Source organism: Streptomyces sp. NBC_01808, from assembly GCF_035917395.1.
Classification (GTDB): domain Bacteria; phylum Actinomycetota; class Actinomycetes; order Streptomycetales; family Streptomycetaceae; genus Streptomyces.
This window is the reverse complement of the sequence record NZ_CP109072.1, coordinates 7386124-7411259: the sequence shown is the minus strand read 5'-3', so window position 1 is coordinate 7411259 and position 25136 is coordinate 7386124. Positions and strand designations below refer to the sequence as shown.

At 74.9% G+C, this 25136-nt stretch carries 20 protein-coding genes and 1 pseudogene; 9 read left to right on the top strand and 12 right to left on the bottom strand.

Annotated features, from left to right (window positions below; translation table 11 throughout):
• Positions 1-6: 6 nt before the first annotated feature.
• Positions 7-2136, bottom strand: a complete 2130-nt coding sequence (locus tag OG946_RS32545) for an MMPL family transporter (protein WP_326799526.1) — start codon at positions 2134-2136, stop codon at positions 7-9.
• A gap of 153 nt (positions 2137-2289) precedes the next feature.
• On the opposite strand from OG946_RS32545, the gene OG946_RS32540 reads away from it, so the two are divergent.
• Complete coding sequence (locus tag OG946_RS32540; RefSeq protein WP_326799525.1) at positions 2290-3573, top strand: sensor histidine kinase; 1284 nt, start codon at positions 2290-2292, stop codon at positions 3571-3573.
• Positions 3560-4231 (top strand): response regulator transcription factor, encoded by a 672-nt coding sequence (locus OG946_RS32535; protein ID WP_326799524.1) that lies wholly within the window; start codon positions 3560-3562, stop codon positions 4229-4231. The genes OG946_RS32540 and OG946_RS32535 overlap by 14 nt, the downstream gene beginning before the upstream one ends.
• A 31-nt stretch (positions 4232-4262) precedes the next feature.
• On the opposite strand, the gene OG946_RS32530 is transcribed toward OG946_RS32535, so the two are convergent.
• Together OG946_RS32530 and OG946_RS32525 are read right to left on the bottom strand one after the other, a co-directional pair.
• Positions 4263-4616, bottom strand: a complete 354-nt coding sequence (locus OG946_RS32530; protein WP_326799523.1) for a hypothetical protein — start codon at positions 4614-4616, stop codon at positions 4263-4265.
• 69 nt (positions 4617-4685) lie between these two features.
• Entirely contained in the window at positions 4686-5141 is a 456-nt protein-coding gene (locus OG946_RS32525) for a PaaI family thioesterase (protein WP_326799522.1), read from the bottom strand.
• 146 nt (positions 5142-5287) lie between these two features.
• Here OG946_RS32525 and OG946_RS32520 point away from each other — a divergent pair, with 146 nt between their 5' ends.
• From OG946_RS32520 to OG946_RS32510, 3 genes and pseudogenes are all read left to right on the top strand, one after another.
• Positions 5288-6700, top strand: coding sequence for a hypothetical protein (locus OG946_RS32520; RefSeq protein ID WP_326799521.1), 1413 nt, complete (start codon positions 5288-5290; stop codon positions 6698-6700).
• Positions 6701-6859: 159 nt separating this feature from the next.
• Positions 6860-8701 carry an alpha-L-fucosidase gene (locus tag OG946_RS32515; RefSeq protein ID WP_326799520.1) on the top strand — a complete coding sequence of 614 codons (1842 nt, stop codon included), beginning with the start codon at positions 6860-6862 and terminating at the stop codon, positions 8699-8701.
• Between the two features lie 190 nt (positions 8702-8891).
• Positions 8892-9089 (top strand): annotated as a pseudogene (locus tag OG946_RS32510) (putative T7SS-secreted protein); the annotation flags it as partial.
• Between the two features lie 441 nt (positions 9090-9530).
• On the opposite strand, the gene OG946_RS32505 reads toward OG946_RS32510, so the two are convergent.
• The gene (locus tag OG946_RS32505) at positions 9531-12695 is read right to left on the bottom strand and encodes an amidohydrolase family protein (RefSeq protein ID WP_326799518.1); all 3165 of its coding nucleotides are present in this window, start codon (positions 12693-12695) and stop codon (positions 9531-9533) included.
• A 307-nt stretch (positions 12696-13002) separates the two neighbouring features.
• Between OG946_RS32505 and OG946_RS32500 the strand changes: the two genes are divergently transcribed.
• The 4 genes from OG946_RS32500 to OG946_RS32485 all read left to right on the top strand — a co-directional run bounded on the left by OG946_RS32500 (position 13003) and on the right by OG946_RS32485 (position 16662).
• Entirely contained in the window at positions 13003-13287 is a 285-nt protein-coding gene (locus tag OG946_RS32500; RefSeq protein ID WP_326799517.1) for a heavy-metal-associated domain-containing protein, read from the top strand.
• Between the two features lie 222 nt (positions 13288-13509).
• Positions 13510-13878 (top strand): BlaI/MecI/CopY family transcriptional regulator, encoded by a 369-nt coding sequence (locus tag OG946_RS32495; RefSeq protein WP_326799516.1) that lies wholly within the window; start codon positions 13510-13512, stop codon positions 13876-13878.
• Complete coding sequence (locus tag OG946_RS32490; protein ID WP_326799515.1) at positions 13875-14789, top strand: M56 family metallopeptidase; 915 nt, start codon at positions 13875-13877, stop codon at positions 14787-14789. The genes OG946_RS32495 and OG946_RS32490 overlap by 4 nt, the downstream gene beginning before the upstream one ends.
• 127 nt (positions 14790-14916) lie before the next feature.
• Positions 14917-16662 (top strand): VanW family protein, encoded by a 1746-nt coding sequence (locus OG946_RS32485; protein WP_326799514.1) that lies wholly within the window; start codon positions 14917-14919, stop codon positions 16660-16662.
• A gap of 36 nt (positions 16663-16698) precedes the next feature.
• On the opposite strand, the gene OG946_RS32480 is transcribed toward OG946_RS32485, so the two are convergent.
• The 8 genes from OG946_RS32480 to OG946_RS32445 are packed head-to-tail and all read right to left on the bottom strand — an operon-like array spanning position 16699 to position 25078.
• A complete protein-coding gene (locus OG946_RS32480) occupies positions 16699-18108 on the bottom strand; it encodes an NADH-quinone oxidoreductase subunit N (RefSeq protein ID WP_326799513.1) in 1410 nt (469 codons plus the stop codon).
• A gap of 17 nt (positions 18109-18125) precedes the next feature.
• A complete protein-coding gene (locus tag OG946_RS32475) occupies positions 18126-19631 on the bottom strand; it encodes a complex I subunit 4 family protein (protein WP_326799512.1) in 1506 nt (501 codons plus the stop codon).
• 8 nt (positions 19632-19639) lie between these two features.
• On the bottom strand, positions 19640-21562 hold the full coding sequence (locus tag OG946_RS32470) for a proton-conducting transporter transmembrane domain-containing protein (RefSeq protein ID WP_326799511.1): 1923 nt from the start codon (positions 21560-21562) through the stop codon (positions 19640-19642).
• On the bottom strand, positions 21559-21864 hold the full coding sequence (gene nuoK / locus OG946_RS32465) for an NADH-quinone oxidoreductase subunit NuoK (protein ID WP_326799510.1): 306 nt from the start codon (positions 21862-21864) through the stop codon (positions 21559-21561). Before nuoK ends, OG946_RS32470 begins: the two co-directional genes overlap by 4 nt.
• Positions 21861-22424: an NADH-quinone oxidoreductase subunit J gene (locus OG946_RS32460; RefSeq protein WP_326799509.1), complete on the bottom strand. Its 564-nt coding sequence runs from the start codon at positions 22422-22424 to the stop codon at positions 21861-21863. Before OG946_RS32460 ends, nuoK begins: the two co-directional genes overlap by 4 nt.
• Before the next feature lie 32 nt (positions 22425-22456).
• Complete coding sequence (locus OG946_RS32455) at positions 22457-23389, bottom strand: NADH-quinone oxidoreductase subunit H (RefSeq protein WP_326799508.1); 933 nt, start codon at positions 23387-23389, stop codon at positions 22457-22459.
• Positions 23382-24725, bottom strand: coding sequence for a hypothetical protein (locus OG946_RS32450; RefSeq protein ID WP_326799507.1), 1344 nt, complete (start codon positions 24723-24725; stop codon positions 23382-23384). Before OG946_RS32450 ends, OG946_RS32455 begins: the two co-directional genes overlap by 8 nt.
• Positions 24716-25078, bottom strand: coding sequence for an NADH-quinone oxidoreductase subunit A (locus tag OG946_RS32445; protein ID WP_326800435.1), 363 nt, complete (start codon positions 25076-25078; stop codon positions 24716-24718). The genes OG946_RS32450 and OG946_RS32445 overlap by 10 nt, the downstream gene beginning before the upstream one ends.
• Positions 25079-25136 lie beyond the last annotated feature (58 nt).

Below are 25136 nucleotides of genomic sequence, written 5' to 3'. Positions count from 1 at the left end.
CCCGGCCTACCGTCGTGGCGGGCGGGACGGCCACCAGGTCTTCTCGCCGAGGAGGGTGACCGCGGCCGGGATCAGCAGGGAGCGTACGAGGAAGGTGTCGATCAGGACGCCGATCGCCACCGCTATGCCTACCTCGGCGACCGTCACGTCCGGGATCTGGCCCAGGGCGGCGAAGGTGCCTGCCAGGACCAGGCCCGCGGCGGTGATGACGCCGCCGGTGGCCGTGAGGCCGCGGTGGACGGCCTCGTGGGTGGGGGCGTGGCGGCGTTCCTCGCGGACGCGCTCCATCAGGAAGATCGTGTAGTCGACGCCGAGGGCGACGAGGAAGACGAAGATGTAGACGAAGAGGTCCGCGGCCACGCCGCCGAAGCCCATCACGTGGTCGAAGACCAGCGTCGCCAGCCCCAGCGAGGCCGCGAACGACAGGACGTTCGCGGCCATCAGCACCAGCGGAGCGACCAGGGAGCGCAGCAGCAGGGTGAGGATGACGGCGACGGCGAGCAGCACGAGCGGGACGATGCGTCCGGTGTCGTCCAGGGCCGCACTGCGGTAGTCGAGCTGGACGGCGGGGGTGCCGCCGACGAGAGCGCCGTCGGTGACGCGGGCGAGGTCGAGGCGGAGTTGGCGGATGGTGTCACGGGCCGCGTCGCCGTACGGGTCGGCGTCCAGTTCCACGCGCACGGTGGGCCGCCCGGCGACCGGGTCGCCGGGTTCGGCGGAGGCGACCCCGGGCAGGGCGGCGGCGGTGCGTTCGGCGGCGCGGAGGGTGCCGGGCGCGGCGTCGGCGGGCAGGACGACGGTCAGGGGTGCGGAGACCCCGTCGGGGAAGTGGGCGGTGAGCACCCGCTGCCCCGCGGCGGACTCGGCGGACGGCGGCACCTTGTCCAGCGGGTCGGCGGAGGTGTGCAGCCCGGTCAGGCCGACCGCGCCGGCGGCCAGGGCCAGGGTGGTGAGGACCGCGTAGCGCAGGGGCCGTCGGACGACGCGGCTGCCGAGCGCGCTCCACATGCGGTGGCTGTCCGCGCCGCGCGGCTTGCCGGGGTACGGGCTGCGCGGCCACAGCAGCCAGCGGCCCGCGCACACCAGCAGGGCCGGCAGCAGCGTGAGCATGGCGAGCAGCGCGACGGCGATGCCGGACGCGGCGACCGGGCCGAGGCCGCGCAGCCCGGCGAGGTCGGCGACCAGCAGGCACAGCAGGCCGGCGACGACCGTACCGGCGCTGGCGACGATGGCGGGGGTGGTGCGGCGCAGCGCCTCGGCCATGGCCTCGTGCCGGTCGGGGTGGCGGGCGAGTTCCTCGCGGTAGCGGGCCAGGAGCAGCAGCGCGTAGTCGGTGGCGGCGCCGAAGACCAGGACGATGAGGATGGCGGAGGAGAGGTCGGTGACCGAAAGGCCGGCCCTGGCGAGCCCGTACGCCGCGCCGCGGGCGGTCAGCACGGCGGCCAGTGCGGCGAGCAGCGGTACGAGCCACAGCACCGGGCTGCGGTAGGTGAGCAGCAGCAGGACCGCCACGATCACCATGGAGGTGAGCATGAGCGCCGCGTCCACGTCGCCGCCGCTGTTGTCGACGCCGAGAGCGGCCTCGCCGGCGACCTGGACGCGCAGGCCGGAGCCGCCGATGCCGTCGAGCGCGGTCCGCAGCGCCGCCACGCCGTTCTCCAGCCGCTCGTCGTCGGCGTGTTCGGGCTGGATGCGTACGGGGACGAGTGCGGCCCGGCCGTCGTCGGAGACCACCGGCGCGCCGGGCTGCCCGACGCCCGGGGCGTCGACGGCGGTCAGCGCCGTGCGGCCGGCGGTGACGGCCGCGCGGTCGGCGCCGGTGAGCGGTCCTTGCTCCCGGCTGAAGACGACGAGGGCGGTCTCGCCCCGCGGGTGGTCGGCGTCGGGTTCGGTCAACTCGGCGACGACGCTGGACTCGTAGCCGCTGGGCAGGTACGCGGCGGCGTCGTCGCGCTGGACGTCGCCGAGCCCGGCGGCCAGGACGGTGCCGGCGGCGGCCAGCGCCAGCCACACGAGCACCACGAGCCACTTCGTCCGCCGCAGTGTCCGGCCCAGCCGGGTGGGACCGGGAGGCGGCCCGGGGTGCGGCCCCGGGGGCGGGGCGGGGTCGTTCGGGATCTTCGCGTTCGCTGCCATGAGGCCATTGAGCGCGAGGCGGGCCCGCGCGGGCATCGCCGCCGCGAGCCCATCGCCCCGCGTCCGTCTCACTCTCAGGGACCAGTCGGAGCCGCCGCGGATCGCTCCCGCGGACGGCGCGGGGCCGCGTGCCGGCCCCGTACGCTCGGGACGATGACCGCGACGCCCGACACCCCCGCCCTGCTCGCCGCCGCCCGCCCCGGGTCCGTGGCGGCGCTGGAGGTCGCCGTGGTGGCGGCGGCGCTGGCGCCGGCGTTCCTCGACCAGGCCACCACCGACAGCTCCGCCGCCGGCTGGCTCGCCCTCGCCGGCTACGGCCTCGCCGCCGCCCTGGGCCTCGCCGTACGCAGGCGCCGCCCGCTGGCGGCGCTGACCGGCGTGCTGCTCGCGCTGATCGTCACCGAGGTGGCCTGCGCGTGGGCCGAGGTGGGCCTGACCCCGCTGGCCGTCCTGCCGCTGGCGTTCGCGCTGTACGCGGCCGGGGCCCACGCGCCGCCCCGGCACTCCGCGCTCGCCCTGGCCGGCGGCGCGGCGCTCGTCGCCGTCGCCGTGGTGGTCAACCACGCCACGGCGGCCGACGACTGGCGCGGCGGCTCCGACGTGCTGGCCGTGCTCGCGCCGCTGCCCGCCGCCTGGGCGCTGGGGCTGGCCGCGCGCGGCCGGCGCGAGGAACTGGCCGCCGCAGAGCGGCGCGCGGCGGACGCCCAGCGCGAGCAGGCGCTGCGCGCGGAGCGGGCGGCGGCGGCCGAACGGGTGCGGATCGCCCGCGACATGCACGACGTCGCGGCCCACTCCCTCACGCTGCTCGTGCTGCACGCCGAGACGCTGCGGGCGCGCTCCGGCGAACTGCCGGACTGGGCGCGCGAGGGCATCGACGCCGTCGCGAGCGCGGGCCGGCAGGCGACCACGGAGATGCGCGACATGCTGGGCGTCCTGCGCGACCAGACCGGCGAGGCGGCCCCGCGCAGCCCGGCGCCCCGGCTCGCCGACGTGCCGCGGCTGGTGGCGGCCGCGGAGCGGGCGGGCGGCCTGGTGCGCCTGGAGATCGGCGAGTCGGCCGCCGCGCTGCCGCGTCCCGTGCAGCTCGCCGCGTACCGGCTGATCCAGGAGTCGCTGACCAACGCCCGCCGTCACGCGCCGGGGGCGGAGGTCGAGATCCGGGTCGGCGCCGACGCGCGCGGCACCCGGGTACGGGTCGATTGCGGCCCGCCGCCGCCCGGCCACACCCCCTCCCCCGGCAGCGGCGTCGGCCTCACCGGGCTGCGCGAGCGCATCGCGGCCCTCGGCGGCGACCTCACGGCGGGCCCGGTGGCGGACGGCCGCTTCGCCGTCACGGCCACCATCCCGGCGGCGGTCCCGGCGGATTCCTCGGTGGCGCCTTCGGCCGTCCCCCCGGCGACGTCCCCGGTGGGAGGGACCGTTGGTGCCGAACGCTGACCCCGGGGCCGCCCCCGTGCGCGTCGTCATCGCCGACGACGAGCGCGTCGTACGCGACGGGCTGCGCCTGATGCTCGAAACCCGCCCCGGCTTCACCGTCGTCGGCACCGCGGGCGACGGCGACCACGCCCTGCGGCTGGCCCGCGATCTCGCGCCGGACGTCCTCATGCTCGACGTGCGCATGCCGGGCCACGACGGGCTGTGGGTGCTGGCCCGGCTCGCGGAGCACGGGCTTCTGGACCGTACGCGGGTGCTGATGCTCACGACCTTCGACATGGACGAGTACGTGGACGAGGCCCTCACCGGCGGCGCCGGCGGCTTCCTGCTCAAGAGCGCGTCGTACGAGCAGATCACCGCCGCCGTCGAGGCCACGGCCGCCGGGGACGGCGCGCTGAGCCCCAGCGTCGCCCGCCGACTCATCCACAGCTACGCCGCCGACCGCCGCACCCGCCGCACGGGCCTGGACCTCGTCGCCGGCCTCACCCCGCGCGAGCACGACGTCCTCACCCTGATCGGCGAGGGGTTGAGCAACGCCGAGATCGCGGCCCGCCTCGTCGTCTCGGAGCACACCGTGAAGAGCCACGTCAGCCGCCTCCTGGCCAAGACCGGCTGCCGCGACCGCGCCCAGGCGGCCCTCCTCGCCCGCCGTATCGACTGACGCGGACCGGCCCGGCGTCCTGCGCCGCCGTTCAGTCCGCGCGGCGGAAGCGGAACACCGCGTCACCCGGGGCGCCGGCCGGGGTGGCCTGGAGGGTGTCGCCGTCGACCCGGACGTCCAGGCTCACCGGCACGTTGACGGTGACGCACGAACCGGCGCCGGCGAAGGCGATCCGGAAGCGGTCGTCGCCGGTCGCCTCCACGGTCGCGCCGCCGCACAGGCTCGACGGCGGCGTACCGAGCGTGGCCTTGCCGCCGTCGACGCCGATCGTCGCGTTGTCCGCGAAGTGCGCTAAGCCCGCGGGCTGCGCGCCGTCGGCCGCCCACTCACCGGTGACCGGGTCGAGTTCGTCGGACCCGGAGAACCCGGCGGGCAGAGCGATCACAAGGGCACAGCCCGCCGGGATTCGGCGCATCGGAAACCCCCCACAAGGTCACGGCCAGCCTACGCGGGGTCATCGCTCCCGCGGCACGCTGATCAGCGTCTGCTGGCCGTTGGCGACGAGCTTGCGTACGCCGTCGGCGCGGTGCCCGAAGACCTCAAGACCGCACACCGTCAGGGTGCGCCCGGACTTCAGCACCGTCCCCACCGCCTCCAGGTGTTCGCCCACCGCGGGTGCGAGGAGGTTGATCTTGTACTCGACGGTGAGCACGTCGGCGTCCTCGGGGAAGAGCGTGTACCCGGCGTACCCGCCCGCGCTGTCCGCGATCGCGCTCGTGGCGCCCGCGTGGAAGTAGCCGTGCTGCTGGGTGACTTCGGGCCGCGCGGGCAGCACGATGTGCACGCGGCCCGGCGCGATCAGGGTGATCCTCGCCCCGAGATGGCGCATCAGCCCCTGCCGGTCGAAGCTTTCCCGCACGCGCTTCTGCACCGCCGGGCTCGCTTCCCCTGACTGCGACTCGTCCTCCACGGATCTCCTCCCGAAGCGGCGCGGCCGCCGGCTCTTCCCCGACGGCCCCGAGCGGTGGGCAGCGTATCGACGCCGCCCCTTGTCAGATGCCATTCCCACGTGAGAATCCACAGAGACACTCACCTCACGGACCGCAGGAGCGCCGTATGACCTCTTCGCACCGTCTGTCCCGCCGCCACCTCCTCGGCTTCTCCGCCGCCGTCGGCGCCGCCTCGGTACTCGGACTGCCGGCCGCCGCCCGGGCTGCCGGTACGGCCGCGGCCGCCGGCGGGGTCGTGCCCATCGACTGGACCCGGCTCGGTTCGTACGGCGCCGACGACGCCGCCGGACGGCGGGTCAAGGCGATCCTGGCGGGCAGCGCGCGCTATCTCATCGGCCCCTGGTACGCCGGGACTTACCGCTCGTACCTCCCCGACGGCTACATCGACCTCCGCGGCACCGACGAGCGCGCCATCCGCCTGCCCGCGATGGCCGCGGTCGCCGCCACCACCGCGCTGGTCACCGGGGTCTACGACCCGCGTACCCTCTCCGCCGCCAACGCCACCATCCGCACCCGCAACCTGATCCGCACCATCGCTGCCCGGCACCTGGCCAACAACACCAATCCCGCCACCCGTTGGGGCAACGTCTGGCAGAGCGCCCTGTGGGCGTACTACACCGCCCTGGCCGGCTGGCTCTTCTGGGACGAGCTGGACGACCAGGAGCGCGGCCACCTCGCCGCGATGACGGCCTGGGAGGCGGACCGGCTCACCACCGGCAACGACGTCTACCTCATCGGCACTTCCGGCGAACAGCTCTACGAGAAGCGCCGCGACGGCACCGCCGTCACCCCCGGCGACAGCAAGGCGGAGGAGGACAACTGGAACGCCGCCGTCCTCTCGCTGGCCGAGGCCATGATGCCGGACCACCCGCGCGCGGCCGTCTGGGCCCGCCGCAACATCGAACTCCTGCTGGCCGCCGCCGCCTGCCCCGCGGACCTCACCGGTGGCGAGACGATCAACGGCATCGAGCTGTCCACCTGGCTCCAGGGCACGAACATCGCCGACGACGGCACCCTGGACAACCACCACATCCTGCACCCGCTCTACATGGTCGCGTTCGACCAGAGCCTCTACGAGGGCTTCGTCTACGGCCTCGCGGGGCGCGCCGCACCGCGCGCCGCCCTGCACAACATCACCCGCGTCTACTCCGCCCTCGTCGACCTGCCCTTCCCGGCCCCCGACGGCACCATGAAGACCATCTACCAGCCGCGCAGCGGCGAGATCTACTACCCCGAGGGCAACGACTGGGGCACCCACTTCCCCTTCTACTTCGGCAACTTCGACCTGCTGGTCTCCCTCACCGCCCAGGACACCGGCATCGACCCGGCCGCCGCCTCCTGGGAGCGCCTCCACAACGAGGAGCAGCTCGGCATGATGGCCCGGTTCGACGACGGCCGCACGTACGGGGCGTCCGGCGAGAACACGTACTACGGGCGCGAACACCGCATCGGCGCGATGGCGGGCCAGGCGTTCCTGACCCTCCACCTCGCCAGAAAGGACAAGCTGCGCTTCACGTAGCTCGGGCGCTGCGGGGTCTGAACGGGCCCCAGCAGTCCGATACATCGGACCTATCATCCGCAACCCGCCACCCCTAAGAGAAGTCTGCCGGTGCGCTGCCCATTGACATCCGATGTATCCGTTCCTACCTTCCGGGTCATCCGATGAATTGGAGCTGCGATGCACACCCCTCGCCCCCGCACCACGCGGAGAGTCACCGCACTGCCCCTGCTCGTCGCCGCCGCACTCGCCGCCGCAGCGCTGCCCGCCGGCGCGGCCGCCACACCCGCCGCCGCGCCGCCCGCCAGCGGGCCCGGGACCGATCACGCCGTGGACGACCCCTTCACGTCCGAGCGGACGAGCTGGTTCCGGCAGGACCGGTTCGGGATGTTCATCCACTTCGGCGCGTACTCCAACCTGGAGGGCGAGTACACCCGCCCCGACGGCAGCGTCTGCCGTGACGCCGAGTGGATCAAGCGGCAGTGCACCATCCCGAACGAGGAGTACGAGAAGCAGGCCGCGACCTTCAACCCCGCCGACTTCGACGCCGAGGCCGTCGTCGGGGCGGCCAAGGACGCCGGCATGCGCTACATCGTCATCACGTCGAAGCACCACGACGGCTACGCGATGTGGCCGACGAAGGTCAACTCGTGGAACCTGCGCGACCACTCGGCGTTCGACAAGCGCCGGGACATCATGGCCGAGCTGAAGACGGCCGCGAAGAAGGCCGGCATCAAGCTCGGCTTCTACTACTCGATCTGGGACTGGCACGACCCGGACTTCGCCGACCCGGCGACCTTCCCGCGGTACGAGAAGCGCATGTACGCCCAGCTCAAGGAGCTGGTCGACACGTACGACCCCGCGCTGCTGTGGTTCGACGGCGAGTGGGCGACGGACAGGCCGCACAACCCCTGGACCGCGCAGGACGGCGAGCGCCTGGAGACGTACCTCCGCGGGCTCGACCCCGACCTCATCGTCAACAACCGGATCGGCAAGCGCCGGGTGACCGACGGCGACTACGGCACCCCGGAGCAGGAGATCCCCGGCGCGCCGGTCGACGGGCAGCTCTGGGAGTCCTGCATGACCCTCAACGGCCACTGGGGGTACGCCCGTTACGACGAGAACTGGAAGTCCAGCGCCTCGCTCGTACGCAACCTGCTCTCCACCGCCTCCCGCAGCGGCAACTACCTCCTCAACGTCGGCCCCGACGCCCGCGGGCGCATCCCCGAGCCCTCCGTCCAGCGGCTCGGCGAGATGGGCGACTGGCTGCGTACCGCGGGCCAGGGCGACGCCGTCTACGGCGCCGGGTTCGGCGGGCTGGTCGAGCAGCCCGACTGGGGCTTCGTCAGCCGCAAGGGCGACAAGCTCTACGCCGCCGTCACCAAGTGGCCCGCCGGCGGCGGCTCCCTGCACCTCAAGGCCCGTACGGACATCGACGTGACGTCGGCCCGCGTGCTCGGCTCCGACCAGCAGGTCACCGTCACCGAGGCCGGCGACGGCTTCGACCTCACCCCCGCCGGCAGCGCCACCAACGACGCCGCCACCGTCATCGAGCTGACCGTCGACCCCGGCCCGACGGCCGCACCGGGCCGCGGCACCGGCCTGAAGCAGGAGGTCTACGACAACCCCGCGCTGACCGGCACGCCGAAGGTCACCCGCACGGACGCGGACATCAACCACTCCTGGAAGTACACCGGTTCACCGGCGGAGAACATCCCGGCCGACGGCTTCAGCGTCCGCTGGACCGGCGGCGTCGAACCGCGTCGCTCCGAGACGTACACCCTGACCACGGTCTCGGACGACAACGTGCGCGTCTGGCTCGACGGCAAGCTCGTCATCGACAACTGGACGCCGCACGACATCAGCGTCGACAAGGCCCAGGTCGACCTCAAGGCGGGCACCCGCCACTCCCTCAAGGTCGAGTACGCGGAGCAGACGGGCGACGCCCACATGAAGCTCCTCTGGTCCAGCCCGGGCCAGGACCAGCAGATCATCCCGCAGCAGCAGCTCTACCCGAACTGACCGCCGCAACCCGGGAAACGCCCCGAGGGACGCCCCGCCGGGACCACCGGCGGGGCGTCCTACGCCCTTGCCATCCACGAGTTCGGCAAGCTCCACACGGCCTCGCCCTGACGCGCGGCACCCTCGTGCCGATCGTTTCAGGCGCCGCTATCGTGGTTGGCGATGGTATGCCGCACTTGGGGGAGATCTCGTGGGTCACCGTCCCACCGACTGGCACATCCTCGACCTGGCTGACGATCCCACGCCGGGGGATCCGGAGCGGGTCAAGCAGTTGGCACGTGAGTTGCATGACTTCGCCGATGACGTGGCGGATGCGTTGCGGCAGATCAAGGGCATGGCCGGTGAGGACGCGCTGCTGCGGTGGGCGGGGAAGACGGCGAAGGCGTTCCTCGCTGGCCCTTGCGCCGTACCGACTCCGGCGACTACACCGTCTCAATCCCCTCAGCGGTGAGACGCGCCACTTCACCGCACCCGATCCCGACGGGCTGGCCCTCCTTCGTCAGATATCGGACCGCAACGGCCACACCATCGCGCTCCCCGCGCTCGCCGCCGAGTTGCACCCCAGCGGTACCGTGCGGGTCATGGCCGGTATGTCCTTTCGGGTGAATCCGGAACGGGGACGGCATGGAAGCGGCCGGCAAGCGTCACGGCCGCCGGGGGGCGCCGGCGAGGGCGAGCCCCGCCGCCGCGGCACGCAACTCCGCGACAGAACCCGGCAGTCCACCCACGGGCCACTCCCTTCCCTGTCCCCGACCCTCGCGTCGGTGTCCCGCACCAGGATGGGCCCGGTCCTCCCCGCGGGGAGGACCGGGCCCGGATCGGGCGCGGGCTACAGGCCCGTGTCGCAGCAGCCGTCGCGGCGCATGAGGCGGCCGACGTCCAGCCAGTCCACGTCGGCGCGCGGGGTCGCCCGCGGCTCGAAGGACCGCACCAGGTCCTCCTGCGCGAACGGCCTGCCGCCGCGCAGGACCGACTCGGTGCGCACCAGGGTGGCGAAGTCCGTGAACGGGTCGCCGTCGATCACCGTCACGTCGGCGTACTTGCCCGGCTCCAGCGTGCCGAGGTCCTTCGCCGCGCCGAAGGCCCGGGCCGGGAGCACCGTGGCGGTGCGGAGCGCCTCGGTCGCGGAGAGGCCCGCGCGGTGCAGGGCGCGCAGGGCGAGGTGGAGGTGGAGGCCCACGGGGACGAGCGGCTGGTCGGTGCCGAGGGCGACGGTGCCGTCCGCGGCCAGGATCCGGCGGTAGACGTCCGTCTCCGTGGCCAGGGTCCGCAGCTCCGCCTCGCTGGGCGGCTGCCCGGCGCGCTGCGTGACGGCCGCGGTGTCCCACGGCGGCATCAGCACCGTCACCCGCGGGTCCGCGGCCAGCGCCGGGTCGGCGCCGAGCAGCGGGAGCGCGGTGAAGGGGGTGGCGATGAGGTGGAAGTCGCCGGTGGCGGCGTAGATGTCGACGAGATCGGCGTACGCGCGCCCCGAGGCCGTCGTCGCGTGGCCGAACTCCAGCCGCTGCGTGGCCTGCAGATGCGTCGTCAGGTCCTGGCCGAGCTGGATGCCCGGCGAGCACAGGTGGCTGCCGCTGCGTACCCCCAGCCGCTCGTGCGCGAACGCCGCCGCCTCCGTCATCACCCAACCGGGCGCGCGCACATACGTCTTGACGAAGTCCCAGTCGAGCCCTTCCGCCCGCGCCAGCGAACGCCGCAGCCCGGCCCGGGTGCCGTGGGCGCGGCCCATGCTGTACGCGACGCGCGCGCCGTCGAGCAGTTCGCCGGTGGCCAGCAGCCGGGGGCCCGCCAGTTCGCCGGCGTCGGCTGCCTCGCGGATGCGGGCCTGTTCGTAGGCGAAGCCGCCCAGCGACACGGTGGTGGTGATGCCGTACGCGAGTTGCAGCGCGGTCTGCCGGCCGCCGTAGGTGGACTGCCAGGGGTGGATGTGGGCGTCCCAGAGCCCGGGGATGACGGTGCGCGCGGAGGCGTCGACGCGGCGCTCCGCGGGGCGGCCGGCGCGGTGCGGTTCGACGGCGGTGACGCGGCCGCGGCGGATGACGATGTCGGCGTCGTCGCGTACGGCGTCGGAGGTGCCGTCCCAGAGCCGCCCGGCGTGCACGACGGTGTCGGGGGCGACGGGGCGGCGGTAGTCGAGCGGGATGCGGACCGTACGGGCGGCGCCGGAGGCGACGTCGGCGATGCGGACGCGCCCCGCCGACAGGTACGCCACCCGCCCACCGTCGCCGGAGAACGACGGGTGGTCGGCGGCCTCGTCGGTCAGTTGCCGCGGGTCGCCGTCGGGGGTGCCGTCGGGCCGTACGGGAAGCAGCCACAGCGCGGACTCCGCGACCACCGCCAGCCACCGGCCGTCCGGCGACCAGACGGGTCCCGAGTCGTAGCGGTCGGAGATCGAGGTGTGCGGGGCGACGGGGTGGAGGCGGGCGGCGCCGGTGGCGGCGTCGACGATGCGGATGAGGTTGTAGCCCTCGCGGAAGCGCTGGTTGAGCCGGTTGCGGTCGCAGAGTGCGAGGTAGCGCCCGTCCGGCGACCAGCTCGGCCGGCCCGGCAGCCCGCCCGCGCCCAGCGGCGCGGCGAGCACCTTCTCCGTACCGGAGCCGAGGTCGGTCACGACGAGGTTGCCGGTCATGTCGACGCACGCGAGCCGCGTCCCGTCCGGGGAGAGCGCGGGGAAGACCCGGCCGCCGTCGGCGAGTACGGTCTCCTCGCCGGAGTCGAGGTCGCGGCGGCGGACGGCGAAGAGTCCTTCGCGGTCGTCGGCGTAGACCAGGCCGCGGCCGTCGGGGGTCCAGACGGGGGCGAGCACGTAGCGGGTCTTCTCCGCCTGGAGGACCTTGCGCGGCTTGCCGCCGCCGGTGACGTCCGCGGTCCAGAGCGCGCCGAGGGCGCAGAACGCCAGGCTGCGGCCGTCGGGCGACAGCGCGGGCAGGTGGACGGCGCGTACCCGGCGGACGCCGCCGTCGGCGAAGTCGTACGCCTTGGTGCGGTACCGCGGGCGGTCGACGGGCAGCGCGGCGGCGAAGGGGATGGTCTCCGGCCTGGCGGGGGCCGCGGGGTTCACGATGCGGAACTGGCCGCCGGCGGTGAGGAGCAGTGCGTCGCCGGAGATCCAGCGGGGCGGTACGGGCGACACGTCCGCGTCGCCGAGGTCGACGGGCGCGCCGTCGACGACGAGCGTGCACGACGCCGAAGGCGCGGCGGTCGTACGGAGATACGCGAGCCGGCCGCCGGGGCCGACCGCCGGGGTCATCACCTGCGCCTCGGTGGTCTCCGTGTGCTCGGTACGCACCTCCCCCGGCCCGTCCGCGGCCACGGAGGCGACGGTGCGGGCCGTGAGCGTGCCGCCGGCGCCGACCGCGGCGCGGACGAAGAACACCCGCGCGCCGTCCGGCGACCAGGCCGGGTCGAAGTCCTCCCAGGCGCCGCCCTGGTGGGGACCCTGCTGGTCGGGCAGCCCGGTGGCCTGGGCGAGTTCGCCGGTGGCGACCGTGAGGATCCAGATGCGGTACGGGCTGCCGGCCACCGGGTCGCCGCCGCGCTCCGAGCAGAACGCGATGCGGCTGCCGTCGGGCGACCAGGCGGGCGCGCGGTCGTCGTGGGGCCCGTCGGTGAGCTGGGTGAGCCCGGAGCCGTCGGGCCGCAGGGTCCACAGGTGGAAGCCGCCGCCGCGGTAGGCGCACACGACCAGGCGGCTGCCGTCGGGCGCGAACTGCGGGCGGTTGGGCTCCAGTCCGGCGGTGGTCAGGGCGGTCGCCTTGCCACCCTTTCGAGGGATCGACCAGAGGACGTTCTGCACTTCGGCGACGAGGCGGTCGCCGGCCGGGGCGAGGGTGGCGGAGCCGTTGGTGGCGGCGGTGAAGGAGAGGGTGCCGGCGGCGCCGCGCGGTGCGGCGGCGGCCGGGGTGTCGAGGACGGCGCCGGCGGTGGCCGCGGTGGCGGCGGCCGTGGTCTGGAGGAAGCGGCGGCGGGAGAGGTCGGAGAGCTCGGCGTCCAAGGGTCCTCCCGGGACTCGTACGGTACAGGAGCAGTACGGGACGATACGGAGGAGTTCAGGTCAATACGGGCCGATCGAGCGGGCGATCCTGTGGAACGCCCGCCCGTCAGTTGTACGCCGCGGAACGCAGGTGTTGTAGACCGCCACCGGTGCCCGTGGGGCGGATGATGTCCCGGCACCCGGCCGCTCCCGGCTCCCGGTGGAGATCGGGCGGCGACTTGCGAATACCCCCTAGGGGTATTAACCTCAGGCGAGTGAGTGCGGCACACGCCCCTCGCGTTCCACCTGTCATCCCGGAGGAAGAACCATGAGCGAAGGCAACTCCTGCTGCTCCACCGACGGCAGTTGCGGCGGCGGCTCCACCACCGAGGCCGCCCCGCAGACCGGCACCGTCTTCACCGTCAGCGGCATGACATGCGCGCACTGCGAGGCGTCCGTCACCAAGGAGATCTCCGCCCTCCCCGGCGTGACCTCCGTCAAGGCCGACGCCGCCACCGGGACGGTCTCCGTCCGGGCGGGCACCGCGCTCGACGACGCGCAGGTGCGCGGCGCGGTCGAGGAGGCGGGCTACGAGCTGGTGGGCCGGGCCTGATCCGCACCGCGGGCCGGGCGGTGATCCCCACCGTCCGGCCCGCGACCGTTTCCCCCAACGCCGGAGCGCGCACCCGCGCTTGACGCGGCCTCCCGCACGCGAAACGCTAACTTCCTTAACGGCTACCGTCGCCCCGGCCCGGTTCCCGGCCGGCGCCGCGACTACGATGAGGCCGCGCCGATGCCGCGGCCCACCGCCGGGCCGGGCCCGAAGGGAGCGAGCGTGCGACGTCTGGGTGAGCTGGAGGCGGAGATCATGGAACGCCTCTGGGGCTGGGGGCGGCCCGCGACGGCGCGCGACGTCCTCGCGGATCTGAACAAGACGCGCCCCCTCGCCTACAGCACGGTCAAGACCGTCGCCGACATCCTCCACCGCAAGGGCGTCCTCCGGCGCGCGAAGAACGGCAGGGCCTGGGTGTACGAGCCGACCCTGACCCGCCAGGAGTACACCGCCGCGCTGATGCAGGACGCGCTCGGCAGCAACCCCGACCCGGCCGGCGCCCTGATGAGCTTCGTGGAGCAGATGTCGACGGCGGACGTCGACGCGCTGCGCTCCGCCCTGCGGTCGGCGAAGCGGCGGCCCTGCCCGTGACCACCGTCCTCGCGCTGGCCGCTTACGCCGCCCTCGCCGGGGCGGTGGCACCGTACGCGCTGGCCGGGGCGCGGTGGGCGTACCGGGCGCCGAAGGCCGCGGTGGTCGTCTGGCAGGGACTGATGGCGGCGTTCGTCGTCACCGCCGCGTCGGCCGGCTACCAACTGGCCCTCGCCGAGCAGCACATGCACGATGGCCTCGTCGGCCTGCTCGGCGTCTGCGGCCTGCCCCGGGCCGCCACCGGCGGCCCCGCGCCGACCCCGGCGGACGCCCTGCTCATGCTGCCGCCGCTCGTCGTCCTCCTGGTCCCGACCTGCTGGCTGCTGCACTGCCTGCGGCAGACGGGACGCGCGCGGCGCCGCTCCCTCGGCATGCTCGCGCTCGTCGGCCGCCAGGACCCGGAGTACGGGGTGACGGTGGTGGACCACCCCGCCGCGGCCGTCTACTGCCTGCCCGGCAGGTCCCGGCGCATCGTGGTGACGCAGGGCGCGCTCGACGCGCTGACCGACGCGCAGTTGCGCGCCGTACTGGCCCACGAGCGCGCGCACCTCGACGGCCGCCACCACCTGCTGCACGCCACCACCCGCGCGTTCCAACGCGCCTTCCCCGGCCTGCCGCTGGCCCGGCTGGGACGCGAACAGACCGCGCTGCTGCTGGAGATGATCGCGGACGACCGCGCGATGTCGGCGCACCCGCGCGACGTCCTGGCGACCGCGATGTGCGAGGTCGCGGCGGGCCAGGCCCCGGAGGCGGCGTTCGGCGCCGGCGGCCCGGGGGCGCTGATCCGGCTGCGCCGGATGCTGGCGCCGCAGCACAAGCCGCGCCGCGTCACCGGATGGAGCCTGGTCGCCGCCTCCCTCGCCGCACCGTTACCGCCGCTGCTGCTGGCCTGCGCCCCGGCGCTGGGCTGACCTGCGGACGGCGCCGCCGGCTCCGTTCACCACCACCCCCGCCCGGCCGGGGTGTCACAGACCTCCGCTAAGGTGATTAGCGCAAAACAGCCGACGGCCAGAGGTCGAGCCATGCAGAGGAGAGTTCGTGCTCCGTTCCCCGGGTCGCGAGGCGCCCGACAGCCAGCCCGCCGGCCGTTACCGGCCCCCGCTGCTGGCGGGCATCGCGGCCGCGGCCGTCGCGGTCGTCTTCGGCTTCCTCTACGTCATCGGCCTGCTGGCCGGCGGTGACGACATACCCTCGGGAACCCGCGTGCTCGACCTCGACATAGGGGGCATGAGCCGTGCGGAGGCCCAGGAGAAGCTGGAGCGGAACCGGGCGGAGCTCGTACCGGACCGCCTGCCCGTGCGCATGGGCGACGAGGCCGGCGAACTCGACTCCCGGGCGGCGGGCGTCACGCTGGACGCCGAGGCGACCGTGGACGACGCCGCGCAGTCCGGCTCCGGCCCGCTGACCGTCATAGGCCGGCTCTTCTCCGGGGGCGGCGATGACGTCGACCCGGTGATCCGCGTGGACGGGGAGAAGGGCCGCGCGGAGCTCGCCTCCCTCGCCGAGTCGTACGACCGCAAGGTGCGCGACGGCTCGATCGCCTTCCACGGCGGCGAGCCCGCGGCCGTGCAGCCGCGCGCGGGCAGGTCGCTCGACGTGGACGGCGCGCTGGCGGAACTGGAGGACGCCGCCCCGGACCGGGAGGACGACCCGCTGGTGCTCCCGGTGCGCGAGGTCGAGCCCGCGGTCGGCGCGGAGGAAGTCGACCGCGCCCTGGCCCGGTTCGCCGCTCCGGCCATGTCCGGGCCGGTCACGCTCACCGTCCGGGGCGGCGGGGAGATCGAGATAGCCCCGGAGGTGCTGGGCGAGCACCTCGCGATGGAGCCGGACGACGCGGACCGGCTGACGCCCCGGCTCGACGGCCGCGGGCTCTTCCGCGCGCCCGAGGTGGCGGCCCAGATCGGACAGGTCGGCGGGGAGGCCGAGAACGCCAGGCTGCGCTGGGACGGCGAGCGGGTCGTGGTGGCCGCCGAGGCCACCGAGGGCCGCGAGATCACGCCGACGGCGCTGGCGAAGGCCGTGCTTGAGCTGCTGCCCGAGGAGGGTACGGACGCCCGTACGGGGCCGGTGGCCGCCCGGGTCGACCAGCCGCAGCTCACCGGCGAGAACGCCGGCGAGCTGGGCATCAAGGAGCAGATGTCCAGCTTCACCGTCGAGTTCCCGCCCGCCCCGTACCGCACGCAGAACGTCGGCCAGGCCGCGAAGCTGATCGACGGCTCGGTCGTGCTCCCGGACGGTACCTGGAGCTTCAACGACACCGTGGGCGAACGGACGGAGGCCAACGGGTTCGTGGAAGGGATCATGATCCTGGACGGCAAGTACACGCGGGCCACCGGCGGCGGGGTCTCGGCGGTCGCGACCACCGTCTTCAACGCCGCCTTCTTCGCGGGCGTCGACTTCGAGGAGTACGGGGCCCACTCGTTCTACATCGAGCGCTACCCGGAGGGCCGGGAGGCGACCGTGGCCTGGGGCAGCCTCGACCTCAAGTTCCGGAACGACTCGGGCAACGCCATCTACGTGGCGGCGAGCGCCACGGAGGACTCCGTGACGATCTCCTTCCTCGGCACCAGGAAGTACGACGAGATCGAGTCGGTCAAGGGTCCGCGGACCAACGTGGTGGAGGCGGGCACCCGCAAGGGCGACGCGGACTCCTGCGAGCCGCAGACCCCGCTGGAGGGCTTCGACGTCGAGGTGGAGCGGATATTCAAGTCCGGCGGCCGGGAGGTCGACCGGGAGACGTTCAACACGACGTACACCCCGCGCGACAGCGTCACCTGCGAGTGAGCCCGCGCCCGGCGCGGCCGGCCGGCGGGTGGCCGGTCAGCGGGTGAGCGGTCCGCCGAGGAGGTCCAGGACCGGCCCCGCGGTGACGCCGAGGGCGACGGAGGCGGCGGCCGTGGCGTACGCGGTCAGGGCGGCGGACCGGACGAGCGGCTGCGGTCCGGGCCCGGCGGCGGTGGCGAACGCCGGGCGGATCCAGCGCAGATAGTAGAAGAGGGACGCCACGGTGTTGACCGCGGCGAGGACGGCGAGCCAGAGGTAACCGCCGTCGACGGCCGCGGTGAAGACCTCCAGCTTGCCGAGGAAGACCGCGGTGGGCGGGGTGCCCAGGAGCCCGAGCAGGCAGACGGCGAGGCTGAGCGCGAGGCCCGGGTGGGCGCGCAGCAGGCCGCGGTAGTCGGCCAGGGTGCGGGCGTGCGGCAGGGCGCAGACGACGGCGAAGGCGCCGAGGTTCGTCACCGCGTAGCCGGCGAGGTAGAACAGCAGCGCCCGCTGGGCCCCGTCGGCGCGGGTGGCCACGGCGACGGGCAGGAGCAGGTAGCCGACCTGGCTGACGGTGGAGTAGGCGAGCAGCCGTTTGACGTCGGTCTGGAAGAACGCGGCCAGGTTGCCGAGCGTCATGGACGCGGCGGCGAGCACCGCGACCAGTTCGTCCCAGGGCACGTCGGTGCCGGCGAGCGGCACGGCGGCCAGCCGGTAGAGCGCGGCGAGCGCGCCGACCTTGGGCAGGGTGGTGAGCAGCGCGGCGGCGGGCGGGCTGCTGCCCTCGACGGCGTCGGGCACCCAGAAGTGGCCGGGCACGGCGCCGGTCTTGAAGAGCAGCCCGGCCAGCAGCCCGACGGTGCCGGCGGTCACGAGGACGGCCGGGGCGCCGGGCAGCGCGTCGCCGAGCGCGGGGTACGCGCTGGCGCGGCCGGCCGCGTACAGCACGGTGATGCCCGCGAGCATGACGACGCCGAGCAGGGCGCCGGTGACGAAGTACTTCAGCGCCGCCTCGGTGCCTGGAGCGTCCTTGCGGAAGCCGGCCAGGGTGTACGAGGGCACGCTCGCCAGCAGGTACGCGGCGGCGAGCAGCAGCAGGTCCTGGGCGCCGGCGAGCATCAGGGCGCCCAGGGCGGCGAGTTGGACGAGGACGTGGAACTCGCTCTCGCGCGCGTCGCCGCGGAACGGGGCGAAGCCGAGCAGCAGCACGGTCAGGGTGCCGGCGAGGATGACGACGCGGCCGGTCGACGTCACGGTGTCGACGGCGAAGGCACCGTCGAAGGCGGCCATGGGCCCGCCGCCCGCCGCCACGGCCGCCGCGGCGATCCCCGCCGTACCCGCCGCCAGGCCCAGCGCGCCGACCAGCCACTGCCGCCGCCGCGGCAGCCAGGCGCCGAGCAGCAGGCCGAGCACGGCGGAGCCGGCGAGGAGCACCTCGGGCAGCAGGTCGAGCGGGTTCTCGTTCATGCCGTTCGCCGTCCCGCTCACCGGGCGACGAGCTCCAGCACGCCGCGCGAGAACGGCTCGATGACGTCGAGGACGAAGCGCGGGAAGACGCCGAGCACGACGGCGAGGGCGAGCAGCGGGACGATCGCCGCCGCCTCGTGCGCGCGCAGGTCGCGGAACGGCCGCGGGGTGCCGGGCGCGTCGGGCAGCCGCAGCGGGCCGAGGAAGATCCGCTGCAGCGCCCGCACCAGCAGCGCGGCGGTCAGCAGGATGCCGAGCACCGCCAGCGCGGTCGCCACCGGACGCGGGCCGAGGCTGCCGGCGAGGATCTGGAACTCCGCGATGAAGCCGGAGAACCCGGGCAGCCCGAGAGAGGCGAAGACGGCGACGCCGGTGAGCGCGGCGAAGACCGGGGCGCGGGCCGCGACGCCCGAGTAGGCGCCCATGGCGTAGGTGCGGCCGCGCTCGTGCAGCACGCCCGCGAGCAGGAACAGCGCGCCGGTCAGCAGCCCGTGGCTGACCATCTGGTACGTCGCCCCGGTCACGGCGAGCCGGCGGGCGGCCACGGTGTCCTCGCCCAGCGCGGCGGCGGCACCGAGGGCCAGGAGGATGTAACCCATGTGGTTGACCGAGGTGTACGCGATCATGCGCTTGAAGTCCGTCTGCGCCAGGGCCACCAGCGCCCCGTAGAGCACGGAGACGACGCCGACGACCACGAAGACGGCCGCGTACGTGCGCCACGACCCCGGCAGCAGCGGCATCGCGATGCGCAGGAACCCGTACGTGCCCATCTTCAGCAGCACCCCGGCCAGGATCGCGGAACCGGCCGCGGGGGCCTCGGTGTGGGCCGGCGGCAGCCAGGTGTGGAACGGCACCGTCGGCGTCTTGACCGCCAGGCCGAGGCCGATCGCCAGCAGCACCAGGGCGCCGTAGCCGGACCGCCCGGCCAGCGGGTTCTCCTCGGCCAGCGCGACGATGTCGAACGTGTGCGGCGTGGCGGCGAGGTAGAGGCCGATGAAGCCGAGGAGCAGCGCGAGCGACCCGGAGAAGGTGTAGAGGAAGAACTTCTGCGCGGCGCGTGCGGCGCCCGGGTGGCCCCAGCCGGCGATGACGAAGTACATCCCGACGATCGACAGGTCGAAGAAGACGAAGAAGAGGATGAGGTCGAGCGAGGCGAAGAGGCCGAGGCAGGTGGTCTCCAGGAAGAGGAAGAGGGCGGCGAACTCCCTTACCCGGCGGGTCTCGCGCAGCGCGTACAGCGCGCAGGCCGGGAAGAGGACGGCGGTCAGGGCCAGCAGCGGGAGCGACAGGCCGTCGACGCCGATGTGGTAGCCGATTCCGGCGCTGGGGATCCAGCGGGCGTTCGTCTCGTACTGGATGCCGCCGCCGTGGTCGTAGCCGAGCCACAGCGCGACGGTCAGCGCGAGGACGGCGGCGGACACGGCGGCCCAGGCGAGGAGGAAGACCCGGCGGCCGGCGGCGCGCGGTACGCACAGCAGCGCGCCGGCCGCGGCGGCGGGGAGGAAGACGATGGCCGTGAGCACGGGGGCGGTCACCTCACGAGGACGAAGACGGCGGCGAGGACGGTGAAGGCCGCGATGGCCTGGGCGAGGTAGGTGTGCACCTGGCCGGTCTGCGGGCGGCGGGCGAGCCGGCCCAGCGCGCGGCTCAGGGAGCCGACGCCCTCGACGGCGCCGTCGACGGCGGCCTCCGCACCGCGGTTGACGCCGCCGGCGAGCCGGACGGTGCCGCGGGCGAGGCCGTCGACACCGCGGTCGAGCACCCGGTCGTCGAAGGCGGCCAGCGCGGCGGCGAGGCGGCGCACGGGGCGTACGAGAAGGGCGCGGACCGCGGCCTCCAGGCCGAGCCAGCCGGACGCGGCGGCCGTGAGCCGTGCGGGCAGGGGGCTGCGCCGGTCGCCCCACGCCCAGGCGCCGGCGGACGCGGCGAGGGCGAGGGCGGCGGAGAGCGCGAACTCCCAGGCGTACGGGGCGGCTTCGCCGCCCGCGCCGATCCGGTCGGCGACGGCGGCGCGCGGCCCGGGCAGGGCGAGGACCGCCAGGGCGGCGACGGCGAGGACGAGCGCGGCGAACGCCGCCGCCTCGGACGCGGGGAGGGTGCGGGGGCCGCGGTCCGGTGGCCCGGCTCCGCCTCCTCCGGCCGCCGCCGCGGGCGGTGCCGGGGCCGGTGTCGGAGCCGGGAGGTGCGCGGGTTCGGGCGGGCGCCATACGTACCAGAGGGCCTTGACGGCGTAGACCGCCGAGACGACGGCCGCCGCCAGGCCCGCCGCGTACAGCGCCGGGCTGTGCTCCAGCACCTCGGTCAGCAGCACGTCCTTCGCCGCCCACAGCGACAGCGGCGGCACCCCGGCCAGGCTCAGGGCGGCCACGGTGAACGCCGCGCCCGCGATCCGGTCCCGCCGGGCGGCGCCGCGCAGCGCGGGCAGCGTACCGGCGCCGAACGCTGCCAGCCAGAAGCCGGCCACGAGGAACGCTAGGCTCTTCGCCGCGGCGTGCGCCATGAGTTGCAGGGTGCCGCCGGTGGTCGCGCTCGCGCCCGCGGCGAGGACCATGAGGCCGATCTGGGCGCAACTGGACGCGGCGAGGAGCTGCTTGAGGTCGCGCTGCGCCACCGCGACCAGGCCGAGGGCGAGCGCGGTGGCCGCGCCGGTCCAGGCCACCGCGTCGTCGCCCCAGCCGGAGGCGGCGAGCAGCGGCTGCAGCCGCAGCAGCAGGTACGCGCCGGCGACGACCATCGTCGCGGAGTGCAGCAGCGCCGAGACGGGGCTCGGGCCCTGCATGGCGCGTGACAGCCAGAAGCTGTACGGGAGTTGGGCGGACTTGCCCAGGGCCGCGGCGACGACGCCCGCGGTCAGCAGGTGCAGCCAGGGGGCGGGCACCTCGTGCAGCCGGTCGAGCGCCAGACCGGACGCCGGACCGGCGGCGAGGGCCGCACCGGCGGCGAGGTAGAGCCCCAGGTCGGCGGCCCGGGTGGTCAGGTACGCGACGCCCGCCGCCTCGGCCCGTACCTGATCGCGCCACCGGAAGCCGATCAGCGCCCAGGAGGTGGCGCCCATGAACTCCCAGCCCATCAGCAGCGCCGGCAGGGTCGTGGCGGTGACGGTGACCAGCATGGCGCCGCCGAACAGCAGCATGAGGCCGAAGAAGCGGGCGCGCGGCTGCCCGGCGCCGACGTCGCCGGCGCTGTGGACGAGCACGGCCAGGGTGACGGCGGCGACGGTCACCGCCATCGGCCCGGACAGCCCGTGCGCGCCGAGCCCGAACGGCAGCCCCGCCAGCAGCGGCGCCCGTACCTCCGTCGGGGCCGCGGCGGCGTAGACGGCCAGGGCGAGGGCGGCGGCGAAGGCCGCGACGGCGGTGGCGGGCGCGTACCGGTCGGCCCTGCGCCCGGTCGCGGCGAGCAGCGTCCCGGCGGCGAGCGGCACGGCGACCAGCGCCCACAGCGCCGCGCTCACCCCTTCAGCTCCGCGGCGTCGTCGGTCATGTCGACCTCGCGGGTCCGGAACAGGGCCGTGACCACGGCGAAGCCGACGGCCATCTCCACCGCCATCACGGTGACGGCCAGCACGACGAGCACCTGCCCGTCGGTGGCCGCGGGCGCGACGAAGTGCCAGACCGCGGCGGCGGCGAGGATGACGCCGCCGAGCATCAGCTCCAGGCCCATCATCACCATCACGACGGACTGCTGCGAGAGCGCGCCGAACAGCCCGACGCAGAACAGCGCGGCGGCCACGAGCAGGACCGGCTCCAGCGTCACCGGCGCACCCCCGGGCGTACGGGATCGGCGGGGCGGCGGGCGCGCAGGTCGTCGCCGAAGCGGTCGTACCGGCCGCGGCCGGTGGCGAGCACGACGGTGGCGACGATGGTGGTGAAGAGCGCGAGGCCCAGCGTCATCATCGTCAGCATGTGCGGGCCCATCAGCGACTCGCCCAGGGCCATCGTCGGGTCGTCGTCGGGCTTCCCGCGCCGCCCCGGCCAGGGGCCCAGCAGGATGCCGGCGGCCAGCAGGACGAAGAGGGCGGCGCTGACCGCCGCCGCGCCCCGCTTGTTGTGCAGCATCGACATGGGCAGCAGCCCGCCCGGGTTCATCATGAACATCACCATGAACACGGCCATGATGGACATCTCGATCGTCATCATCAGAATGACGACCACGCCCAGGTAGTCGAGGCCGAGCCGGAGGACCAGGCCGCCGACGCACAGGAGGGACAGCAGCAGCGCGTACGTCGCCCGGGCCATGGAGTCGAAGCGGAACACCATGGCCCCGCTCACCACCGCGGGCACGGCGAGCACCCAGAACACCACGTCATCGGGCATCGGTCCGGCCTCCTTCCCTCATCGGTCGCTCATCAGCCCAGGACGACGATGGCGACGGCCAGCGCCTGCAGCAGGGTCAGCGGCACGAGCACCATCAACGCGAACTCCAAGTAACGCTCCATACGCAGCGTCGGCAGCAGCCGCCGCCCGGCCACCAGCAGGCCGAGCACCGCGGCCGTCTTCAGCAGGGTCCACGCCCACGCCGGCAGCCACGGCCCGTGCCCGCCGCCGAGGAAGAGCGGCACGCTGAACCCGGCCGTGACCACCAGCAGCAGCCACCGCCCGCCCAGCAGCACCAGCCGGTCCACGCCCGCGTACTCGGCGGCCGCACCGCCCGCGGCGTCCCGGCCGAGGGGGTGCTCGAACGGGCCCCAGAAGGCCATCGCCAGCGCGCTCAGGAGAAACACGGCGAACGCCACCGGCATCCACACCGCGAACCACAGCCCCCGCTGGGCCGCCACCACCTCGCCGACCCGCAGCGACTCCGCGCCGAGCGCCGCGGTGGTGAGCGCGAACATGTGCGGCAGCTCGTACGCCAGGCCCTGGGCGAGGAAGCGGTAGCCGCCGACCAGCGACAGCGCCGAGTTCGGCCCCCAGCCGGCCAGCCACACCGCCGCCCACGCCAGCGCCTCCATCGCGTTGAACCACACCACGCCCACGACCGGATCCGTGACGGCCCGGAACCCCCACGGGAGCACGGCGCCGGCGAGCACGGCGGCCACGGGGACGAGCGCGATCCCGATGCGGCCGAGCCACGGATCGTCCGCGGTCGTACGCCGCGGCTGCTGGCCCAGCAGCCGCAGCCCCGCGCGCAGCGGCGCCGGCGCGGCGCGCAGAGGGCGGCCCTGGCGGCCGCCTTCCGCCGCGGCGGCCAGCACGGCGTCGAAGCCCGCGACCAGGGCCGCCGCGGCGACGAGGGCGAACGGCAGCAGCACGACGGCCCACACGGGCGCGGTGTCAGCCACGGACGGCCACCGCCACTTCGTCGAGGTCGGGATCGAGGCTGGCCACGATCACGCGGGCGGACGTGAACTCGGCGCCGCGCAGCAGGTCGGGCAGGACGTCGAGGAGCGCCTGCGACGGCGGCCGCGGGCCGTCGAGCCGCCCGCGCGGGCCCTCCAGGCCGTACAGGGCGAGGGGCCGGTCGTCGTCGACGCCGGCTGCGCAGCGCGCGGCCTCGTCGAGCCAGGTGAGCAGCCGGTCGTACGCGTCACCGTCCGCGGCCAGCGCGGGACCGGTCACCCCGGACCGGCGCGCCCGCACGGCGGGCAACGCGCCGAGCCCGGCCGTCAACTCCCGCAGCACGCGCGACCGCCGCACCCGCCGCGCGAGCCGCCGCAGTCCCGCACCCCACTCCTGGACCGGCGCCCCGTCGAGCACGGCGTCGCGCAACCGGCGGGCGCGGGCGGCGGGATCGGGCCACCCGGAGACGGCGAGCAGCCGCGCGATGCTGTCCAGGTGCGCGGCGCAGCACCGCCGCTGGGCGGCGCCGCGCACGACGTCCTCGCCGCGGGCCGCCCGCAGCCACGGCTCGTCCCAGTACGGCAGTGCCTCCGCGGCGGGCGTGGTGGTACGCACCTCCGCGTGCTGCACGACGTCCCCTTGCAGGGCGACGTCGAGCACGAGCCCGGCGGGCCAGTCGGCGAGCGCGGGCCCGAGCGGCAGGTGCAGCCGGTCGAGCCGGAGCCCGTCGCGGTCGTCGGCGCGTTGGGCCATGGGCAACCCGGCGACGGGTCCGACGTGAGGGAGATGCGCCGCGTGAGCATCGTGCGCGCCGTGGCCCCCGGGGCTCCCGTGGGTGTCGTGGCCGCCGGGGCTCTCGTGGTCCTCGTGGTCGCCATGGCTCTCGTGGTCCTCGTGACCCTCGTGGCCGGGTTCGCCTCCGTGGCCGCCGTGGTCCTCGTGACCGCCATGCCCCGCACCTGGCCGTCCGCGCGCGGCGCCCTCCCCCGGGCCCCCGTGACCGGTCATGCCCCCGCTGCTGCCACCGGTGGGCGCCGCCAGCGTCCGCAGCAGTCCGTCCAGCGCCGTCTCGACGCCCTCCGCTCCGGTCACCGCGGAGCGGGACTTGGGATACGGGATCTGCCGCCAGAGCGCGTCCGTCCACTCCCCCGCCCCGGCGCCGCCCGCCCCGACGACCAGCAGCGCGCTCGCCGCCGCCGGGCTCGCCGCCACCGGCCAGCCACGGCGCCGCAGCCCCGCCTCCACCGCGAGCCGCGTCTCCGTACCACCGGGGTGGACCGCCAGCAGGACGGCGGGATGCCTGGTCCCCATGCGGCGCAGCGCTTCCCTCAGGCCCATCGCAGCGCGCCCTCGCGCCGGGCGTAGACGACGGCCGCGAAGAGGATGCCCAGGAAGAGGAACATCTCGACCACCGCCGGCGTGCCCACCTCGCTGACGACGCGCACCCACGGGTACATGAAGAGCAGTTCCATGTCGAACGCCAGGAAGATCATCGTCACGGGATACCAGCGCACGTGGAACCGGGAGAACGCGTGCTCCGCGGGCGGCAGTCCGCCGCTGAACGGCCCCGACTCCAGCGCCCCCGGCTCGCCCCGCAGCCACGCGCCCAGCCCGTGCAGCGCCGCGACCCCGCCGACCACCACGCCGAGCAGCACCGCCACCGGCTCCCATACCGCCACGCCGAGCATCATGCCCGACACACACCGTCACCGCCGGACGCCACGGCCGACGGCGGAGGGTGACGCGCCG